The organism is Accumulibacter sp. (assembly GCF_023806565.1).
Lineage (GTDB): Bacteria > Pseudomonadota > Gammaproteobacteria > Burkholderiales > Rhodocyclaceae > Accumulibacter.
The window spans coordinates 8,705-24,530 of record NZ_JAMTDV010000069.1; the positions used below are offsets into that span (position 1 = coordinate 8,705).

Here is a 15,826-nt window from a genome sequence, read left to right on the forward strand (position 1 = left end):
CCACCTCTGCCGATGCATCGGCAACTTCGTCCAGATCCAGGTAGCGCTGCAGCAGCTCGCGCACATCTTCCGGCGCCTGCAGTTCCGGCAGCGCCGCCGCGGCGGGCAGGCCGAGCAGCAAGACGACGAGGGCGAATGGTTTGTGCATGGACTGATCAGATGCCGATCCGGCTGATTTCGGGCCGTTTCGGTCAACGCGCCGGGAGGCTTGCGCGCCCCTCCCACAAGGCCGGACGCGCAAGCAGCAGGCGACATAGGATAAACCCTTATCCGCGCGCACAAGCAGTCAGGCTCTACAATTCGGGCAACGCCCCGCATTCTCCGCCTGCCCTTCCCCGCCCGATGATCGACCACCCGCCGCGCGTTTTCATCAGCTACGCCCAGGAATCCGACGCACATTCCGCCTGGGTACTCGCGCTCGCCAGGCGGCTGCGCGACGACGGAGTGGAGGCCGTCATCGACCGCTACGCCGCGTGGCCCGAAAAAGGTTGGCGCCCGTGGATGAGCGAGCAGATCGAGCAGGGCGACTGGGTGCTCGTGGTGTGCACCGACGAATATCGCCGGCGCTTCGACGGCAACGCGCCGCCAGCCAGCGGTCGCGGAGTTCGCTGGGAGTCGCAGCACATGACTCAGGCGCTCTACGACGACAAGTTCAGCAACAAGCGCTTCGTGCCGGTGCTGCCGCCAAGCGGCGACGAGCGCCATATCCCGCTGCCGCTGAAAGATTACCGCAACTTCCGGCTCGACAACGACTACGAGGCACTCTACCGACTGCTGACCGATCAGCCCGCAACACCGGCGCCCGCGCTCGGAAAGATTCGGCGCCTGCCGCCGCTGGAAGTACCCGATGTGCCCCAAGGGACCTCGCCTCCCCCCGCTCCGCCATTGATCAACCCCTACCCCGGCCTCGCCGCTTTCAAGCCCGAGGAACGCCGCTTCTTCTTCGGCCGGCAGGCGGACAGCGATCGCGTAATCCAGCGGCTCGAGCAAACGCGCTTCGTCAGTCTCGTCGGCGGATCGGGCACCGGCAAGTCGTCCTTGATCGCCGCCGGCGTCGAGCCGGCGCTCCGCGAGCGGCACCCACGCCTGTCGTACCTGCGCTTCAAACCCCAGGCCGATCCACTTAGCCAGCTCGCCGCGGCGCTCGACGGCAGATTGCCCGAGGAGCGCGTGCCTCTCGGCAGGCCGCGCGCCGACCGCCTGCGGCAACTGCTCGAAAAGGACCCGGCCAGGGCGCTGGCCGATAGCCTCGGCAAGCTGCCGTTGCCGGTGCTGCTCTTCGCCGACCAGTTCGAGGAGCTGTTTACCCAGACGCGTGCGGAGAGCGTCGCCGCCAGTTTCCGGGCGCTGATCGAAGCGCTGCGCTGCAACGAGAACCTGTACTTCGTGCTGACGCTGCGCCGCGAGTTCATGCCTCGCCTGATGGACTGGCTTGGCGCCGAACTGTTCGAGACTTCGCTGGTCTGCCTCGACCCGATCCGCGAAGACGACCGCCTGCGCGAGATCATCGTCTGCCCGGCCGAGCAATGCGGAGTGGGGGTGCAATCCGAACTGCTTGAGGAGCTGCTGCCGGCTGCGAAAGAAATGGCCGGCGCGCTGCCGCTGCTCGCAATGACGCTGGCGGAATTGTTCGAGCGGCGCGACCCGGAAAAGGGCCTGACGCCCGCCGGTTACCGCGAGATGGGCGGACTGAAACAGGTGGTCGAAACCGCCGCCGCACCGATCGACGAATTGATCGAAAGCAGCCCGGCGCTGGCTCGCGCCAGCGAACGCCTGTTCGCCGAGCTGGCGACGGTGATCGAAGAACTGCCGACCCGCCGCACCGCCGAAGTCGCGGCGTTGCGCGCCGATCGCGAGATCAGCGTGCTGGTCGACGCGCTGCGTGCGCAGGGATTTCTCGCCGACCCCGACGAAAGGCACATTGAACTCGCGCACGAGACGCTGTTGAGCCACTGGCCGCGCCTGCAGGAATGGTGCGGCCGCTACGGCGACAAACTGGCATTGCGCCGGCAGGCCGAGCAGGCCGCCGGCGAATGGCTGAAAGCCCGGCAGAAAGAGGATTCGTCCGGCCAGCCGGCAGCCCTGCGCCGCAGCTACCTGCTGCGCTGGAAGTGGGAACGCCAGAAACCGGCGCTCGAAGCCTTGCTGGCACTCGATCCGCACCGGACCGCGCAGCGCGATCCCGATTTCGCGGACAGCGGAATCGACGCCTGGCGCAGCCTTCAGAGCAAACTGCACGAACCGCTGCAGAGCTTCCTCGCCCCCGAACCGCTGCGCCTGCTCGACGAATTGCTGTTCGACGAAACCCCGCATCACCGCCGCGAGGAAATCGGCCTGCGCCTCAACCAGATGGGCGATCCGCGGCGCGGGGTCGGGCTCGATCGGCAGGGTCTGCCCGACATCGTCTGGATCGACATTCCCGGTGGCGAAGCCACGCTGGAAAGCGAGCAGCACGAAACCTTCGCAGTTCATCCCTTTCGCATCGCCAGGTATCCGGTCACCTGGCAACAGTATTCCGTTTTTGTCGACGCGGCCGATGGTTATCGCAATCCCCGCTGGTGGGACGGACTGAGGCAGCAAGACCAGCCGGGAGAGTCGCGCTGGGGATTCGCGAATTACCCGGCAATCCATGTGTCCTGGTACGACGCAGTCGCCTTCTGCCGCTGGCTGAGCGCCCGACTGGCGCTGACCGGATCCGAGGTCGTCCGCCTGCCGGCCGAGTGGGAATGGCAGTGGGTTGCGCAGAGCGGGGCCGTGGGCAGAGAATACCCGTGGGCCAGCCGGTGGAACCCTATGCGCGCCAACAGTTACGAAAGCGGTATCGGCAGGACGGCGGCGGTGGGCATGTATCCGCGCGGAGTACCCGATCCGTGGCCGGTGCTGGACCTTGCCGGGAACGTTTGGGAATGGTGCCTGAACGAACACGCCCAACCTTCCAGTACCCGGCTGGACCAGAACGTGTCCCGCGTGCTGCGCGGTGGGTCGTGGCTCAGCGCCCCGGGGGACTGTCGCGCGGCGCTGCGCTACGACTTCGCTCCGGACGGCCGTAGCGGCGGCTTGGGTTTCCGGGTGTGTTGTGGTGCCCCCATCGAACCGCTGACCGCGGTGCCGCTGGACACTGTTACGCTGTCGCACTGAACACTGGGCGCCGCAGCGCGGCGCCCAAAAAAATTTTTTGCCGGCTGATGGTCCTGCCGGACGCAGCCGGTCAAGCGCCGCCGCCCCCGCCGCCTGGCACATCCCCGGCTTTCAGGAGCAATGGCGCCAACAGGTGCCGGCGTAATCCCCAGGAATCGGCGTGGCGCACATGCGCTATCCAGCCGCGTACGCCGGCGTCGAATTCGGTAAAGGGCATCAGCCCCGCCCGGTAGGCTGCGTATCGCTCTCCTAGCCGGTGTGTTGCATAGCGCACCTTGCGCGCCTTCACCAGGCGATAGTCCGGATAGACGACGAATCCCAGCCATGGAATGCCACTCGCCGTCGGCGTCACCTGCGCCCTGCTCGGCGGCTGGATCCGGCAAAACAACCCGTGAATCCGGGTGGGCGCCACGGGAGCGAATCCAGGTGGCGCCCGGTCTTGCTATGCGCCCGACGCGCGAAACGCGTGCGGACGGGACTGGCCTGCGCCATCGATCGCTCCCCGGCCTCGTCCGGCAAACCGTGGTCGGCCGGCATTTCCGGCAGGCGTCGGGCTGCTCTCCGGCACCGTCAGGGGTGATCACGATGTGGGCACCACGACACACCCGGAAACCGACGTCGTTGTTACGGTTGTCCGGAGCGTTGTTGTTGCGCTTCGCCGCGCGACAGTTCCTCGGGTTGTTGTTCCACGATCCACCGCGCAGCACGCGGGACACGTTTCAGGCAGCCCCGCAGGCCGAGGCCTGCGCGCGCAGTATGGACCCGTGAACGCCGTAGCGGAAAAAAATTTGCGGCGCCGCTGCGCGGCGCCCAGTGTTCAGCGCTTCGGCGGTGCAGTGTTCAGCGGCGCAGCGGGCAGTGGTTCGATGGGGGCACCACGACACACCCGGAAACCGACGTTGTCGTAACGGTTGTCCGGAGCGAAGACGTTGCGCTTCGCCGCGCGACAGTTCCTCGGGAAGTTGAACCACGATCCACCGCGCAGCACGCGGTCCGATGAACTTCCTGTTTCCCAAGCCGAACCGTCGTCAGGTGAACCGCGATAGTCGCCGTGCCAGGAATCCCGGCACCACTCCCAGACGTTGCCATGCATGTCGTAGAGGCCAAAGGCGTTGGGCGGAAAAGAGCCGACCGGGACAGTCTTCTGACGGTATTCGCCCTTCGCCGATCCATTGTAGCTGGCCCGCCCGTCGAAGTTGGCCTGGTCAGTGGTCATTTGGCTGCCGAAGTGAAATGGCGTACTCGTTCCCGCACGGCAGGCGTACTCCCATTCCGCTTCACTCGGCAGGCGGTAGGCAGTTCCCGTCTGTCCGCCAAGCCACTGACAGTACGCCTGCGCGTCGTCCCACGAGACGTTGATCACCGGTCGCGTCCCGCGGCCCCAGCCCTGGTCCGCGTGCTTTTCCCTGCCGCTGTCCTCGGCGTAGCGATCGTAATCGTCGAAAGTCACGACATGGACACCCAGAGCGAAAGGCTGCGCGATGCGCACTTCGTGTTGCGGACCCTCGCTGTCGAATCGCTCTGGCTCGTCCGCTGGCGAACCCATCAGAAAACGCCCGGCCGGGATCACCACCATCAACGGCCCTTCCCCGCCACTGCGCAGTTGGTCGCGAAAGGTCTGACCGGCGGCGAGCACGGGCGCGGAGCGAACGACCGGCGGCGACGGCGTCGCCGCTCCGGGGGTCGCGGTCGCCGCGCGATCGCCGAGCTGCTGCCGCAGCGCAAAGACAAGCTGCTCCAGACCGCGATGATCGGCTTCGCCGGACCAACCGACGAGATCGGCGGTGTGGAGCCGGCTGAATCCGTACGGGAACTCGACGCGTTCGAGGAAAGCCGGGAAAAGGACGCCCTTGCGCTTGCCGTACTCGGCTTCCTCGAGTACGTAGTCGCTGTCGACCGAGCGCGCCGACCAGAGGGCGACGAATGCCCGCGCCGCGTCCATTTCCCGCTGGATCGCCTTGTGCCAGCGTTCGCCGACGCGCGTCTGAACGTCGAGGAAGACCGACCAGCCGGCCGAACGGAGTCGCTGCACGAGTTGTTCGGCAAGCGCGCGGTCGCTGCTCGAGTAGCAGATGAAGATGTCGCTCATTTCAAGCCGTTTCGTTCCCCCAGTGGGCCAACTGCGACCTTGCGCACGGCAATCCCGGCACATCCGATCGGCCCTCGCCGCGCGTGTCGGCATTATCGGCCAAGCGCCGTACCAGCGGAAGGCCCGTTGCCGTGGCGGGGATGCGGGGATCCCAGCGCCTGGCAAAGACAGCAGAACAGCCGGGAGATCCGTGGGTCATGTACAGCGCTACGTGCCTTGGCGTGGATGCGCGTTCCACCGTCGAATTCAGCTTGTCCGGGGAACCCATCGCTTGGTCGCCATTTCCTCGTCGCAAGCATTGCAACTCTTTGTCCGATTTCGGTATGATCGCCCGGACGACGTTCCCGCCGAATTTCCCCCAAGCTTTCCACCGAACCACTCCTACGGAGCACCCCCATCATGGCAAAAGGCAAGAAAGTCAAGAAAACCGAAAAGGCCGAGCAGGCCGAGCAAGTCGAAGCAAGCGAACCGGCAGCCGCCGTCGAAAGCGCCGAATTCGTCAAGATCACCAAGGTCGTCGGTCGCCAGATCCTCGACTCGCGCGGCAACCCGACGGTCGAGGTCGACCTCACGCTGGATAACGGTTTCATGGCCCGCGCCGCGGTTCCCTCCGGCGCATCCACCGGCGAATTCGAAGCCTGCGAACTGCGCGACGGCGACAAGAAGGTGTATCTCGGCAAGGGTGTGCGGAAAGCCGTCGAAGCAGTCAACACCAAGATCGCCAAGCTCCTCAAGGGCAAGAACCCGCTCAACCAGCGTGAACTCGACGAGGCAATGATCGCCCTCGACGGCACGCCGAACAAGTCGAATCTCGGCGCCAATGCGATTCTCGGTGCGTCGATGGCGATCACGCTGGCGGGCGCCAACGTCAGCAAGCTGCCGCTCTGGAAGTACATCGGCAAGATCCACAAGAACCGTGATTTCTGCCTGCCGACGCCGATGGCGAACATCATCAACGGTGGCAAGCATGCCGACAACCTCATCGACTTCCAGGAATTCATGATCATGCCGGTGGGCGCGCCGAGCTACTCGGAAGGCCTGCGCTGGATCACCGAAGTCTTCCATGCGCTGAAAGGGATTCTCAAGAAGGGCGGCCACGTCACCGCGGTCGGCGACGAAGGCGGTTTTGCGCCAAACTTGAGCAACGACGAGTCGCTCGAAGTGATCATGCAGGCGATCACCGCGGCGGGTTACAAGCCGGGCAAGCAGATCGCGATCGCGCTCGACTGTGCCTCTTCCGAACTCTTCGACGAAGGCGGCCGCCAGGGCTACAAGTTCTGGAAGTCGAATCCGGAAAAGCTGTTCACCGACGACGAGATGATCGCCAAGTACACCGAATGGTGCGACAAGTACCCGATCGTTTCGATCGAGGACGGTCTCGACCAGAGCGACTGGGAAGGCTATGTCAAGCTGACCAAGGCGCTCGGCGACAAGGTGCAGATCGTCGGCGACGACTTCTTCGTGACCAATCCGACCCGCCTCAAGCAGGGCATCGAAATGAAGGCCGCCAATGCGATCCTGATCAAGGTGAACCAGATCGGTACCGTCACCGAAACGCTGGACGCCATCAAGATGGCGCAGAAAGCCGGCTACGGCGTGATTTCCTCGCACCGCTCCGGGGAAACCGAGGACGCCTTCATCGCCGACCTGGCCGTCGGCACCGGCGCCGGCCAGATCAAGACCGGTTCGTTGTCGCGCACCGACCGCATCTGCAAGTACAACCAGTTGCTGCGCATCGAGGAGCAACTCGGCAGCAAGGCCGTCTTCAAGGGCCTGAAGTCGATCAAGGGCGCCGGCTTCTAGCCAGGCTCACCCCGCCGCAAAAAGGGCAGCGCCACGGCGCTGCCCTTTTTTCATGTCCGGCTGCGGCGCCGGTTCGCGTGAACTCAATCGCCCAGATCACCGAGTCTGATCGGCTTGCTGCGCGGCCCGGAATGGCGCGGCAGGAGCAGCGAAAGGAGGCCGGCGACCAGCACGCAGGCGGTCGATGCCCAGAGACAGGCGATCAGGCCGCCGTTCGGGCCGCTTTGCGCTCCCCACTGGTAGAGGGCGCCCGACAGGACCGTGCCGGCCAGGCGACCGGCAGCGTTGGCCATGTAGTAGAAACCGACATTCATCGCCACCTTGTCGCTGTCGGTGTAGGCCAGGATCAGGTAGGAGTGCACCGCCGAGTTCAGCGCGAAAACCGCTCCGAAAACGATCAGGCCGGCAACCACGACGGCGCTCGCTGCGAGGTCTGCGCGCAGCCCCAGGGCGATGCCCGCCGGCAGCGCGGCGAGGACGAAAGCGAGGATCGTCGCCGTCCGGCCGTCGGGCTCGTGCTGTCCTTCGACGCGACTGCGCAGCAGGCCGGGAGTCGCCGCCTGGACGATGCCATAGCCGATCACCCACAGCGCGAGAAAGCCGCCCGACTGCCAGAAGCTCCAGCCAAGCACGCTCGCGAGGAAGACCGGCAGGCCGACGACGAACCAGACGTCACGCGCGCCGAAGAGGAAGATGCGCGCCGCGGCAAGCTTGTTGACCGCGCCGTTGCGCGAGAACATCTGGCCGAATTTCGCCTTGCGGTTGGCCTGGCCGAGACCACCTCGCATCAGAACGGCAGCCAGGACGAGCGTGCCGCCGACGAATGCGACGAGCAGCCGAAGTACCGTCTGAAAGTCGAGCAGCGTCAGGAGCAGGCCGCCCAGGAAGAAGCCAACGCCCTTCAAGGCGTTTTTCGAACCGGTCAGGATCGCAACCCAGCGGTACAGCGTCGCCGATGCGCCTTCGGGAACGATCAGCTTGACCGCGCTCTTCGAACTCATCTTGGTCATGTCCTTGGCGATCCCGCTCAGGGCCTGCGAGACCATCACCCAGGCGACCACGAGCCAGTCCGGCGGCGCGAAGGCAAGCATGGACAGGGCCACGATCTGCGTCGTGAGGCCGGCGAAGAGAGTGGTCTTCAACCCGAAGCGGGCGCCGAGGTAGCCGCCGAACAGATTGGTCAGGATGCCGAAGACCTCGTAGAAAATGAACAGCGAGGCGACGGCGAAGGGCGTGTAGCCCAGGTTGTAGAAATGGAACAGCACCAGCATGCGCGTCGCGCCGTCGGTCACCGTATCGGCCCAGTAGGCGCCGGTGACCAGCACGTAGTTGCGCAGGCCGGCAGGCGCGGCGGCGGGCGAATCGCTCATCTTGCTCCTCCAGTCGAGTGCCTGCCCTCCGGCAGCAAGGATCGCCGCGCAGCAGCGGTCGCGATCGACGCGGCGTCCACCGCAAGCTGCCTAGAGCGACGCTGCCAGCTTGCGCGCCAGTTCGACGTAGCGATTGGCGTAACCCCATTCATTGTCATACCAGGCGTAGATCTTGACCAAGGTGTCGTTGATCACCAGAGTGTGGGCGGCATCGACGATCGAGGAACGCGGGTCGCCGCAGTAATCCATCGAGACCAGCGGCCTCTCTTCATAGCCGAGGATGCCTTTCATGGCGCCCGCGGCCGCCGCCTTGAGCAGCCCATTGACCTCCTCAACGCTGGTCGGACGCTGCATCTCGAATACACAGTCGGTCAGCGAGGCGTTGAGCAGCGGCACGCGCACCGCGTGGCCGTCGAGCTTGCCTTTCAGCTCGGGGAAGATCAGCGCGATCGCGGTCGCCGAGCCGGTGGTCGTCGGCACCAGCGACAGGCTCGCAGCGCGCGCGCGGCGCAGATCCTTGTGCATCTGATCGTGCACGCTCTGCGTGTTGGTCGAGCTGTGGATGGTGGTGATCATCCCGTGCGAGATGCCGATCGCCTCGTGCACCACCTTGACGACTGGCGCCAGGCAGTTGGTGGTGCATGACGCGGCGGTGACGATGTGGTCGCGCGCCGGATCGTACAACTGGTCATTCACCCCCACGACGATGTTCAGCACGTCGCCGTCCTTCACCGGTGCGGCGACGATCACTTTCTTCACGCCGGCGGCCAGATAGGGCGACAGTTCACCGACCGTGCGCCACTTGCCGCTGGCCTCGAGAACGATGTCCACCCCGGCCTCGCGCCAGGGGCCGCCGGCCACGTCCCGGGCGGTGCTGTAACCGATCGCCTTGCCATCGATCACCATACGGCCGCCGCTCACCCCGACCTCGTGCCGCCAGCGGCCATGCACCGAATCGAATTCGAGCAGATGCGCCGCCGACTCGACCGGCCCGTTCGCCTCATTGATATGCACGAACTCCAGCTCGGGAAACGCCCACGCCGCGCGCAGCGCCAGTCTGCCGATGCGACCGAAACCGTTGATGCCAACTTTGACCGTCATTACTCGCTCCTGAGAAGGTAAGTGGGGTCTCGGCGGGGCCGCAGCAAGCCGGAGACCTAGACGCGGCGGGTGCCCCGCCAACCGATACGGTTTCATATTACTAGAATTTTAGAAACAAATACAGCTCGGCGCACGATGTCGGCAAAGCATGGAGGTCCACGGATGCAAACGCGCAATTCCTCCTGATCGGGCGACAAAGCCCCGGGGCGCAGGGCGCGAGCGTGGATGCCGCCCGTTAGTCCCGTGCTGAATTGCGAACACCTCTCGGTACTCCGGGAAAAATGACAATCACCAATGCCGTGGCCGCGCTCGCGGGACTGTTTCGGGATGGTCGCCTGGCGATGCTCTACCTGCCGGTCCAGATTGCACCGATCGACCTGAGCGTCGTGCCAATGGCCGAGCAATGCGAGTTGTCAATCCAGACATTGCCTTTTGCCATTGAGGACCCTGAGCCATGGCAACCGTGTCGTCACCATCCGCAAAAGCTACTTCGTGGGCTGCCATGCGCCCTGGGCAGGAATCGATTCGCCGCCGCCACAAGCCGGCCCCCTCGCTGCACCCAGAAAACCGTCCACGCCGGATCACCAATGGTGGCGCTTTATGTTTCGATAATCCTGGAATCATGATAGTCTGCATCGATGAATGGCTTATCGGCACCAACCGATCGCGATCGACATGAGTGACGCATCCCGGGTCGCCGACGACGGCGGACAGGAACCCGAATCCCGCCGGATGACCAGCCTTTTCGAACGCTACCTGACTCTCTGGGTCGCACTTTGCATCCTGGGCGGCATCCTGCTCGGCAAGCTGGCCCCGGGCGTGGCGCAAAGTCTCGATCGCATTGCGATCTACGTGAACGGTGCGCCGGTGGTGTCGATCCCGATTGCCGTCTGTCTGTTTTTCATGATGTACCCGATCACGGTCAAGATCGATTTTGCCTCGGTGATGCCGGCCGCAAGCTATGGCAAGCCGGTACTGCTGACCTTGTTCGTTAACTGGGTGGTGAAGCCCTTCACCATGTATGCCATCGCTTTTCTCTTCCTTGGCGTGTTGTTCCGGACGCTGATCGGAGAGTCTGCGGTCGACCTGGTAAGGATGCCGCTCGGGCTAGACCTTCCCGTCGGCGCGACACACGGCGCAGGCGTCGTCGTTCTGCAGGAAGGCGTCAAGATGCTCGCGGTGCCGCTGTGGCTCAGCTACCTTGCTGGCTGCATCCTGCTTGGTGTCGCACCATGCACCGCCATGGTGCTGGTCTGGGGCTACCTGGCGCGCGGCAACGATGGTCTGACGCTGGTCATGGTGGCGATCAATTCGCTGACCATGTTGCTCCTGTACGGCATCCTCGGCGGTTTTCTGCTCGGCGTTGGTCGGCTGCCCGTACCGTGGCAGGCGCTGCTCCTGTCGATCGGCACTTACGTCGCGCTGCCGTTGGTTGCCGGCTACTTCTCGCGGCGCTGGATCGTCCGCAGCAAGGGTGAGCGCTGGTTCAGGCAACGTTTCCTGCACCTGCTTACCCCGATCACCATCGTCGCCCTGCTGATCACGCTGCTGTTGCTGTTCTCCTTCAAGGGCGAAGTGATCGTGGCCAACCCACTGACCATCGTCTGGATCGCCATACCGCTGTGCCTGCAGACGGGGCTGATCTTCGCGCTCGGCTACGGTCTGGCGCGCTGGCTGCGGCTGCCGTATCGGGACGCTGCTCCGGCGGCGATCATCGGTGCGTCCAATCACTTCGAGGTGGCCATCGCGACGGCGGTGATGCTGTTCGGACTGTCTTCCGGCGCTGCTCTGGCGACGGTTGTCGGGGTACTGATCGAGGTGCCGGTAATGCTGCTTCTCGTCGAGATCTGCCGGCGCACGACGCACTGGTTCCCGCCACCGCCGGTCCCGAACCCGCAGCCTTGAAGACCTGAGCATCGCCGACGAGAATACCGGGAGCAACCCATGAACTGGTCAACGATCGCCAAACCAAGCGCCCAACTCAGACAGTGGCTGATCGGACTCGGTCTCGGCATCGTGCTCTGGCTGGCCGCCTACAGCCAGCTCACTGCCTTTGCCGATGCGCTGGTGAGTGCAGCAGGCCTGTCCCGCCAGACCCACTTCGGCGAGGCCGTTCATTTCTTCTTCTACGATACGCCCAAGGTGTTGCTGCTGCTGACCGGCATCGTCTTCGTGATGGGTGTCCTCCAGACCTTCTTTTCGCCGGGGCGGACGCGCGCGCTGCTGTCGGGGAAGCGCGAAGGCCTCGGCAATCTGCTGGCGGCCGGCCTGGGAATCGTCACGCCCTTCTGCTCCTGCTCGGCCGTCCCCCTGTTCATCGGCTTTCTGTCAGCCGGAGTGCCACTGGGAGTAACCTTCTCCTTCCTGATCTCGGCGCCGATGGTCAACGAGGTCGCGCTGGCGCTGCTCTTCGGCCTGTTCGGGTGGAAGGTTGCCGGCCTTTACCTGGCCATGGGACTGCTGGTGGCGATCGTCGCCGGTCTGGTCATCGGCAAGCTGAAGATGGAGCGGCATCTCGAGCAATGGGTCCGCGACCTCCTTGCCGAACCGATAGAGCAAATGACCGCCGAGCAACTTTCCTGGCTGCAGCGCCTGCGAGCCGGCGGCGCACACGTGCGCGAGATCGTCGGCAAGGTGTGGCCCTACGTGCTGATCGGCATCGCCCTTGGTGCAGGAATTCACGGCTATGTCGCGGAGGATTTCATGGCCTCGTTCATGGGCCGGGACGTATGGTGGGCGGTCCCCGCCGCCGTGCTGCTCGGAGTGCCCATGTACACCAACGCCGCGGGGATCATTCCGGTGGTCGAGGCACTGATCGGCAAGGGTGCTGCTCTGGGTACGGTTCTCGCCTTCATGATGTCGGTGATTGCCCTTTCCGCTCCAGAAATGATCATTCTCAGAAAGGCCCTGCAGCCAACCTTGATCGCGACCTTTGCTGGCGTCGTGGCGCTCGGCATCCTGTGCGTCGGTTATGTTTTCAACTGGCTGCTGTAAGCTGTCACCTGCGCTGCGATGGGTACCTGCGCGGCGGCGTTCCGGGTGCTGTCCATGCATCGCCAACGAACTGCTGACGGAGGCACCGGCTTTCCCGGCTAAACGTCGGACCGACGCCCTGCCGACCCAGTACCCGGGCAGCCTGAACAGCCCGCACAGTCCACGAGTCGACGTTTGCCCAACTTCCTGCATTTGCGCAAGGAATAGTCCATGAAAAACATCAAGATCCTCGGCACCGGCTGCGCCCGGTGTCGCGCAACGGAGGCTCTCGTCAAAGCGGTCGCGCAAGAAAAGGGAGTCGAGATTACGCTCGAAAAGGTCGATAGCCTGCCGGAGATCATCAAACATGGCGTGCTTTCCACGCCCGGCGTGGTGATCGACGGGCGGGTGGTGCATGCGGGCGGCGTTCCGACGCGCAGCGAGGTCGAAGGCTGGTTCTGAATACTCCCACCGTCCCGCGTGCAGGACATGCGATGCGTCGCCCACAGCGCAGAATCCAGACACCTGTCGCCAGACCGGGCCATACTGCCGACGAACACTTCCATGAACCATTGCGGGGCATGTCTGCCATTTGGCCGCGTTGCAGCTTTGGACGACGACAGGAAATGCGGTGCATGCTTTGCGGGATCGGCAGTATTTCGGTATCGTTGAAAGGATGACCAACACCGACGCCGTCACCGCACTCGCCGCACTGGCACAGGAGAGCCGCCTCGCCATCTTCCGCTTGCTGGTGCAGAACGCTCCCGGCGGCCTCACCGTCGGCCTGATCGCAGACAAGCTCGAACTTCCCGCGCCGACGCTGTCTTTCCACCTGAAGACGCTGACTCACGCCGGCCTGGTAAATACCACGCAGGAAGGGCGTTTCGTCCGCTGTCATGCGGCCATCGAAAGAATCGACGACCTCGTCAGTTTCCTGACCGACGATTGTTGCGGCGGACATCCCGAAGCCTGCAAACCGCAGGGTCGCTAGGAGAGAATGCTGCCCCGCGCAGCGGCGACGACAGGGGAAGGCGCAATCGGCGATCGCCCGCGGCGGCCGGGGTCGGTGAGGCTTTCCGAAGCATGCCGTCGACCCGCCAGGACCGCTCGACATGCTGCGAACAGGTCGCTTCGGGCACTTTGTGAACTCGCCCACAGGCATCGCCGTGGCCGCCCTTTGCCCCGATTCGGCCACCCCCGCAGGCCTTGGCAAGGGCAAAGCAGACGACGCTTGACGAGTCGCTGCACGCCGGAGATACTTCCACCGAATCGGGCGTTTTCGCGTCCGCTTTGCTCTCGCTTCTCGACCCTATCGATCAACCGAATCTGGAAAACGCAAATCATGAGTGCAACACAAATCAAGCCCGGCGTCGCCACTGGCGACGAGTTGCAAGCAATCTTCGAACTGGCCAAGGCCAAGCAGTTCGCGCTGCCCGCGGTAAACGTGATCAACACCAGCACGGTAAACTCCGTGATGGAAACGGCCAAGGAACTGAATTCGCCGGCGATCATCCAGTTCTCCAACGGCGGCGCACAGTTCTTTGCGGGCAAGGGGCTGGACAACACCAACCAGCGCTGCTGCATTGCCGGCGCCATCTCGGGCGCGCAACACATCCACCTGATGGCCGACCTCTACGGAGCGACGATCATCCTGCACACCGACCACGCGGCCAAGAAGCTGCTGCCCTGGATCGACGGGCTGCTGGACGCCGGCGAGAAGCACTTCAAGGCATATGGCAAGCCGCTCTACAGCTCGCACATGCTCGACCTCTCCGAAGAGCCGATTCACGAGAACATCGAAATCTGCAAGCGCTATCTCGAGCGCATGAGCAAGCTGGGAATGACGCTCGAAATCGAACTCGGCGTCACCGGCGGCGAAGAGGACGGTGTGGACAACACCGGCGTCGACAGCTCCCGCCTGTACACCCAGCCGGAAGACGTCGCCCTGGCCTACGAGGAGCTTTCCAAGGTCAGTGACCGTTTCACCATCGCCGCTTCCTTCGGCAACGTGCACGGTGTCTACAAGCCGGGCAACGTCAAGCTGGAGCCGATCATCCTCAAGAATTCGCAGGAGTATGTACAGAAGAAATTCGGAACCAGGGAGCGTCCGGTCAACTTCGTCTTCCATGGCGGCTCCGGATCCACGCTCGAGGAAATCCGCGAGGCGATCTCCTACGGCGTGGTCAAGATGAACATCGACACCGACCTGCAGTGGGCGTTCTGGGATGGCGTGATGGGTTTCTACAAGAAGAACGAAGGCTATCTGCAGGGACAGATCGGCAACCCCGAGGGGGAAGAGAAGCCGAACAAGAAGTACTATGACCCGCGCGCCTGGCTGCGCAAGGGCGAGGACGCCTTCCGCGCTCGCCTGAAGCAGGCATTTGCCGATCTGAACAACATCGGCACCCTGGGGTAAGCAACTCCCCGGGCTGGGAAACGGGCTGGTCCAGGTCTGGGCTGGCCCTTTTTTGTGCCTGACATCACTTTCATTCGTACACCGCGAGGATCAATTCATGAGTACCCTGGTAGAGCAGCTAATCCAGTCAGAAGCACACAAGTCGATTTTCGAGTCCGCCGTGCGGCAACTTCCCCTGCCGGTCTGTGCCGCCTTCGGCTCGTCGAGCAGCCCGCAGCCGGTCGCCTTCAGCGACACCGGACGCGTCCTGAGCACCAAGGACAGCGAGGGCGTCCGCGCGCAGTTTCCGCAGAGCGTCGCCGCGTCGGGCAACGCCGTCCTCGCTTCGGCCGGAGCCAGCGGCGCCAAAGTGCAAGGCAAGCGCGTCGCCGTGCTGTTCTCCGGTGGCCCGGCAGCCGGCGGCCATAACGTGGTCTGCGGCCTGAAGCGTGTTCTCGGTCCGGGCAACACCCTCTTCGGCGTCAAGGCGGGGCCGAAAGGGCTGCTCAAGGGTTCGCTGTTCGAGATCACCGACGCCAACGTCGATTTCATCCTCAATACCGGCGGCTTCGACTTCCTCGGCTCCGACCGCACCAAGATCAAGAGCGCCGAACAGTTCGCGCAGGTTCGCGAGACCTGCATCCGGCACAATCTCGACGCCATCGTCGTGGTTGGCGGGGACGATTCGAATACCAATGCCGCGGTGCTCGCCGAGTCGCTGTTCACCGGCGTCAAGGCCGACGGTTCCGGCGTGCAGGTGATCGGCGTTCCGAAGACGATCGACGGCGACCTGCAGGTGGGCGATCTCCTGTCGATCTCGTTCGGCTTCGACACGGCGACACGCATCTACAGCGAGATGGTCGGCAACATCCTGCAGGACACCAGTTCCTCGCTGAAATACTGGCACTTCGTCAAGCTGATGGGCCGCTCGGCGTCGCACGTCGCGCTCGAGGTGGC

General features: G+C 64.1%; 13 protein-coding genes and 1 pseudogene. 9 read left to right on the top strand and 5 right to left on the bottom strand.

Annotated features, from left to right (window positions below):
* Positions 1-342: 342 nt before the first annotated feature.
* A complete protein-coding gene (locus NFV80_RS08420; protein ID WP_296758371.1) occupies positions 343-3,138 on the top strand; it encodes an SUMF1/EgtB/PvdO family nonheme iron enzyme in 2,796 nt (931 codons plus the stop codon).
* A 70-nt stretch (positions 3,139-3,208) separates the two neighbouring features.
* On the opposite strand, the gene NFV80_RS08425 is transcribed toward NFV80_RS08420, so the two are convergent.
* The 3 genes and pseudogenes from NFV80_RS08425 to NFV80_RS08435 all read right to left on the bottom strand — a co-directional run bounded on the left by NFV80_RS08425 (position 3,209) and on the right by NFV80_RS08435 (position 5,227).
* A complete protein-coding gene (locus tag NFV80_RS08425; protein WP_296758383.1) occupies positions 3,209-3,550 on the bottom strand; it encodes a hypothetical protein in 342 nt (113 codons plus the stop codon).
* Positions 3,551-3,749: 199 nt separating this feature from the next.
* Positions 3,750-3,854: pseudogene (locus NFV80_RS08430) on the bottom strand (formylglycine-generating enzyme family protein); the annotation flags it as partial.
* A gap of 101 nt (positions 3,855-3,955) precedes the next feature.
* Positions 3,956-5,227 carry an SUMF1/EgtB/PvdO family nonheme iron enzyme gene (locus tag NFV80_RS08435; RefSeq protein ID WP_295331466.1) on the bottom strand — a complete coding sequence of 424 codons (1,272 nt, stop codon included), beginning with the start codon at positions 5,225-5,227 and terminating at the stop codon, positions 3,956-3,958.
* A 399-nt stretch (positions 5,228-5,626) separates the two neighbouring features.
* Between NFV80_RS08435 and eno the strand changes: the two genes are divergently transcribed.
* Entirely contained in the window at positions 5,627-7,030 is a 1,404-nt protein-coding gene (gene eno / locus NFV80_RS08440) for a phosphopyruvate hydratase (protein WP_296758373.1), read from the top strand.
* 83 nt (positions 7,031-7,113) lie between these two features.
* Here the strand turns inward: eno and arsJ are convergent, their stop codons facing one another.
* Both arsJ and NFV80_RS08450 read right to left on the bottom strand, forming a co-directional pair.
* Complete coding sequence (arsJ, locus tag NFV80_RS08445) at positions 7,114-8,400, bottom strand: organoarsenical effux MFS transporter ArsJ (protein WP_295331468.1); 1,287 nt, start codon at positions 8,398-8,400, stop codon at positions 7,114-7,116.
* 90 nt (positions 8,401-8,490) lie between these two features.
* Positions 8,491-9,501, bottom strand: a complete 1,011-nt coding sequence (locus NFV80_RS08450) for an ArsJ-associated glyceraldehyde-3-phosphate dehydrogenase (protein WP_295331469.1) — start codon at positions 9,499-9,501, stop codon at positions 8,491-8,493.
* 281 nt (positions 9,502-9,782) lie between these two features.
* Here NFV80_RS08450 and NFV80_RS08455 point away from each other — a divergent pair, with 281 nt between their 5' ends.
* The 7 genes from NFV80_RS08455 to NFV80_RS08485 form a co-directional block, all read left to right on the top strand.
* Positions 9,783-10,127 (top strand): hypothetical protein, encoded by a 345-nt coding sequence (locus tag NFV80_RS08455; protein ID WP_295331470.1) that lies wholly within the window; start codon positions 9,783-9,785, stop codon positions 10,125-10,127.
* Positions 10,128-10,233: 106 nt separating this feature from the next.
* Entirely contained in the window at positions 10,234-11,406 is a 1,173-nt protein-coding gene (arsB, locus tag NFV80_RS08460; protein WP_295331509.1) for an ACR3 family arsenite efflux transporter, read from the top strand.
* A 39-nt stretch (positions 11,407-11,445) separates the two neighbouring features.
* Entirely contained in the window at positions 11,446-12,495 is a 1,050-nt protein-coding gene (locus NFV80_RS08465; protein WP_295331471.1) for a permease, read from the top strand.
* 210 nt (positions 12,496-12,705) lie between these two features.
* A complete protein-coding gene (locus tag NFV80_RS08470) occupies positions 12,706-12,936 on the top strand; it encodes a thioredoxin family protein (protein ID WP_295331472.1) in 231 nt (76 codons plus the stop codon).
* A 169-nt stretch (positions 12,937-13,105) separates the two neighbouring features.
* A complete protein-coding gene (locus tag NFV80_RS08475) occupies positions 13,106-13,465 on the top strand; it encodes a metalloregulator ArsR/SmtB family transcription factor (RefSeq protein ID WP_366143423.1) in 360 nt (119 codons plus the stop codon).
* A gap of 351 nt (positions 13,466-13,816) precedes the next feature.
* Positions 13,817-14,890, top strand: coding sequence for a class II fructose-bisphosphate aldolase (gene fbaA / locus NFV80_RS08480; RefSeq protein WP_295331473.1), 1,074 nt, complete (start codon positions 13,817-13,819; stop codon positions 14,888-14,890).
* A 97-nt stretch (positions 14,891-14,987) separates the two neighbouring features.
* On the top strand, positions 14,988-15,826 hold an 839-nt coding region (locus tag NFV80_RS08485), incomplete at its 3' end, for a 6-phosphofructokinase (RefSeq protein ID WP_296758377.1).

What these genes read in the sequence shown, in the direction of transcription:
- NFV80_RS08420 (WP_296758371.1), top strand. Translation starts at nt 343, where the DNA reads ATGATCGACCACCCGCCGCGCGTTTTCATCAGCTACGCCCAGGAATCC.
- NFV80_RS08435 (WP_295331466.1), bottom strand. Translation starts at nt 5,227, where the DNA reads ATGAGCGACATCTTCATCTGCTACTCGAGCAGCGACCGCGCGCTTGCC.
- eno (WP_296758373.1), top strand. Translation starts at nt 5,627, where the DNA reads ATGGCAAAAGGCAAGAAAGTCAAGAAAACCGAAAAGGCCGAGCAGGCC.
- arsJ (WP_295331468.1), bottom strand. Translation starts at nt 8,400, where the DNA reads ATGAGCGATTCGCCCGCCGCCGCGCCTGCCGGCCTGCGCAACTACGTG.
- NFV80_RS08450 (WP_295331469.1), bottom strand. Translation starts at nt 9,501, where the DNA reads ATGACGGTCAAAGTTGGCATCAACGGTTTCGGTCGCATCGGCAGACTG.
- NFV80_RS08455 (WP_295331470.1), top strand. Translation starts at nt 9,783, where the DNA reads ATGACAATCACCAATGCCGTGGCCGCGCTCGCGGGACTGTTTCGGGAT.
- arsB (WP_295331509.1), top strand. Translation starts at nt 10,234, where the DNA reads ATGACCAGCCTTTTCGAACGCTACCTGACTCTCTGGGTCGCACTTTGC.
- NFV80_RS08465 (WP_295331471.1), top strand. Translation starts at nt 11,446, where the DNA reads ATGAACTGGTCAACGATCGCCAAACCAAGCGCCCAACTCAGACAGTGG.
- NFV80_RS08470 (WP_295331472.1), top strand. Translation starts at nt 12,706, where the DNA reads ATGAAAAACATCAAGATCCTCGGCACCGGCTGCGCCCGGTGTCGCGCA.
- fbaA (WP_295331473.1), top strand. Translation starts at nt 13,817, where the DNA reads ATGAGTGCAACACAAATCAAGCCCGGCGTCGCCACTGGCGACGAGTTG.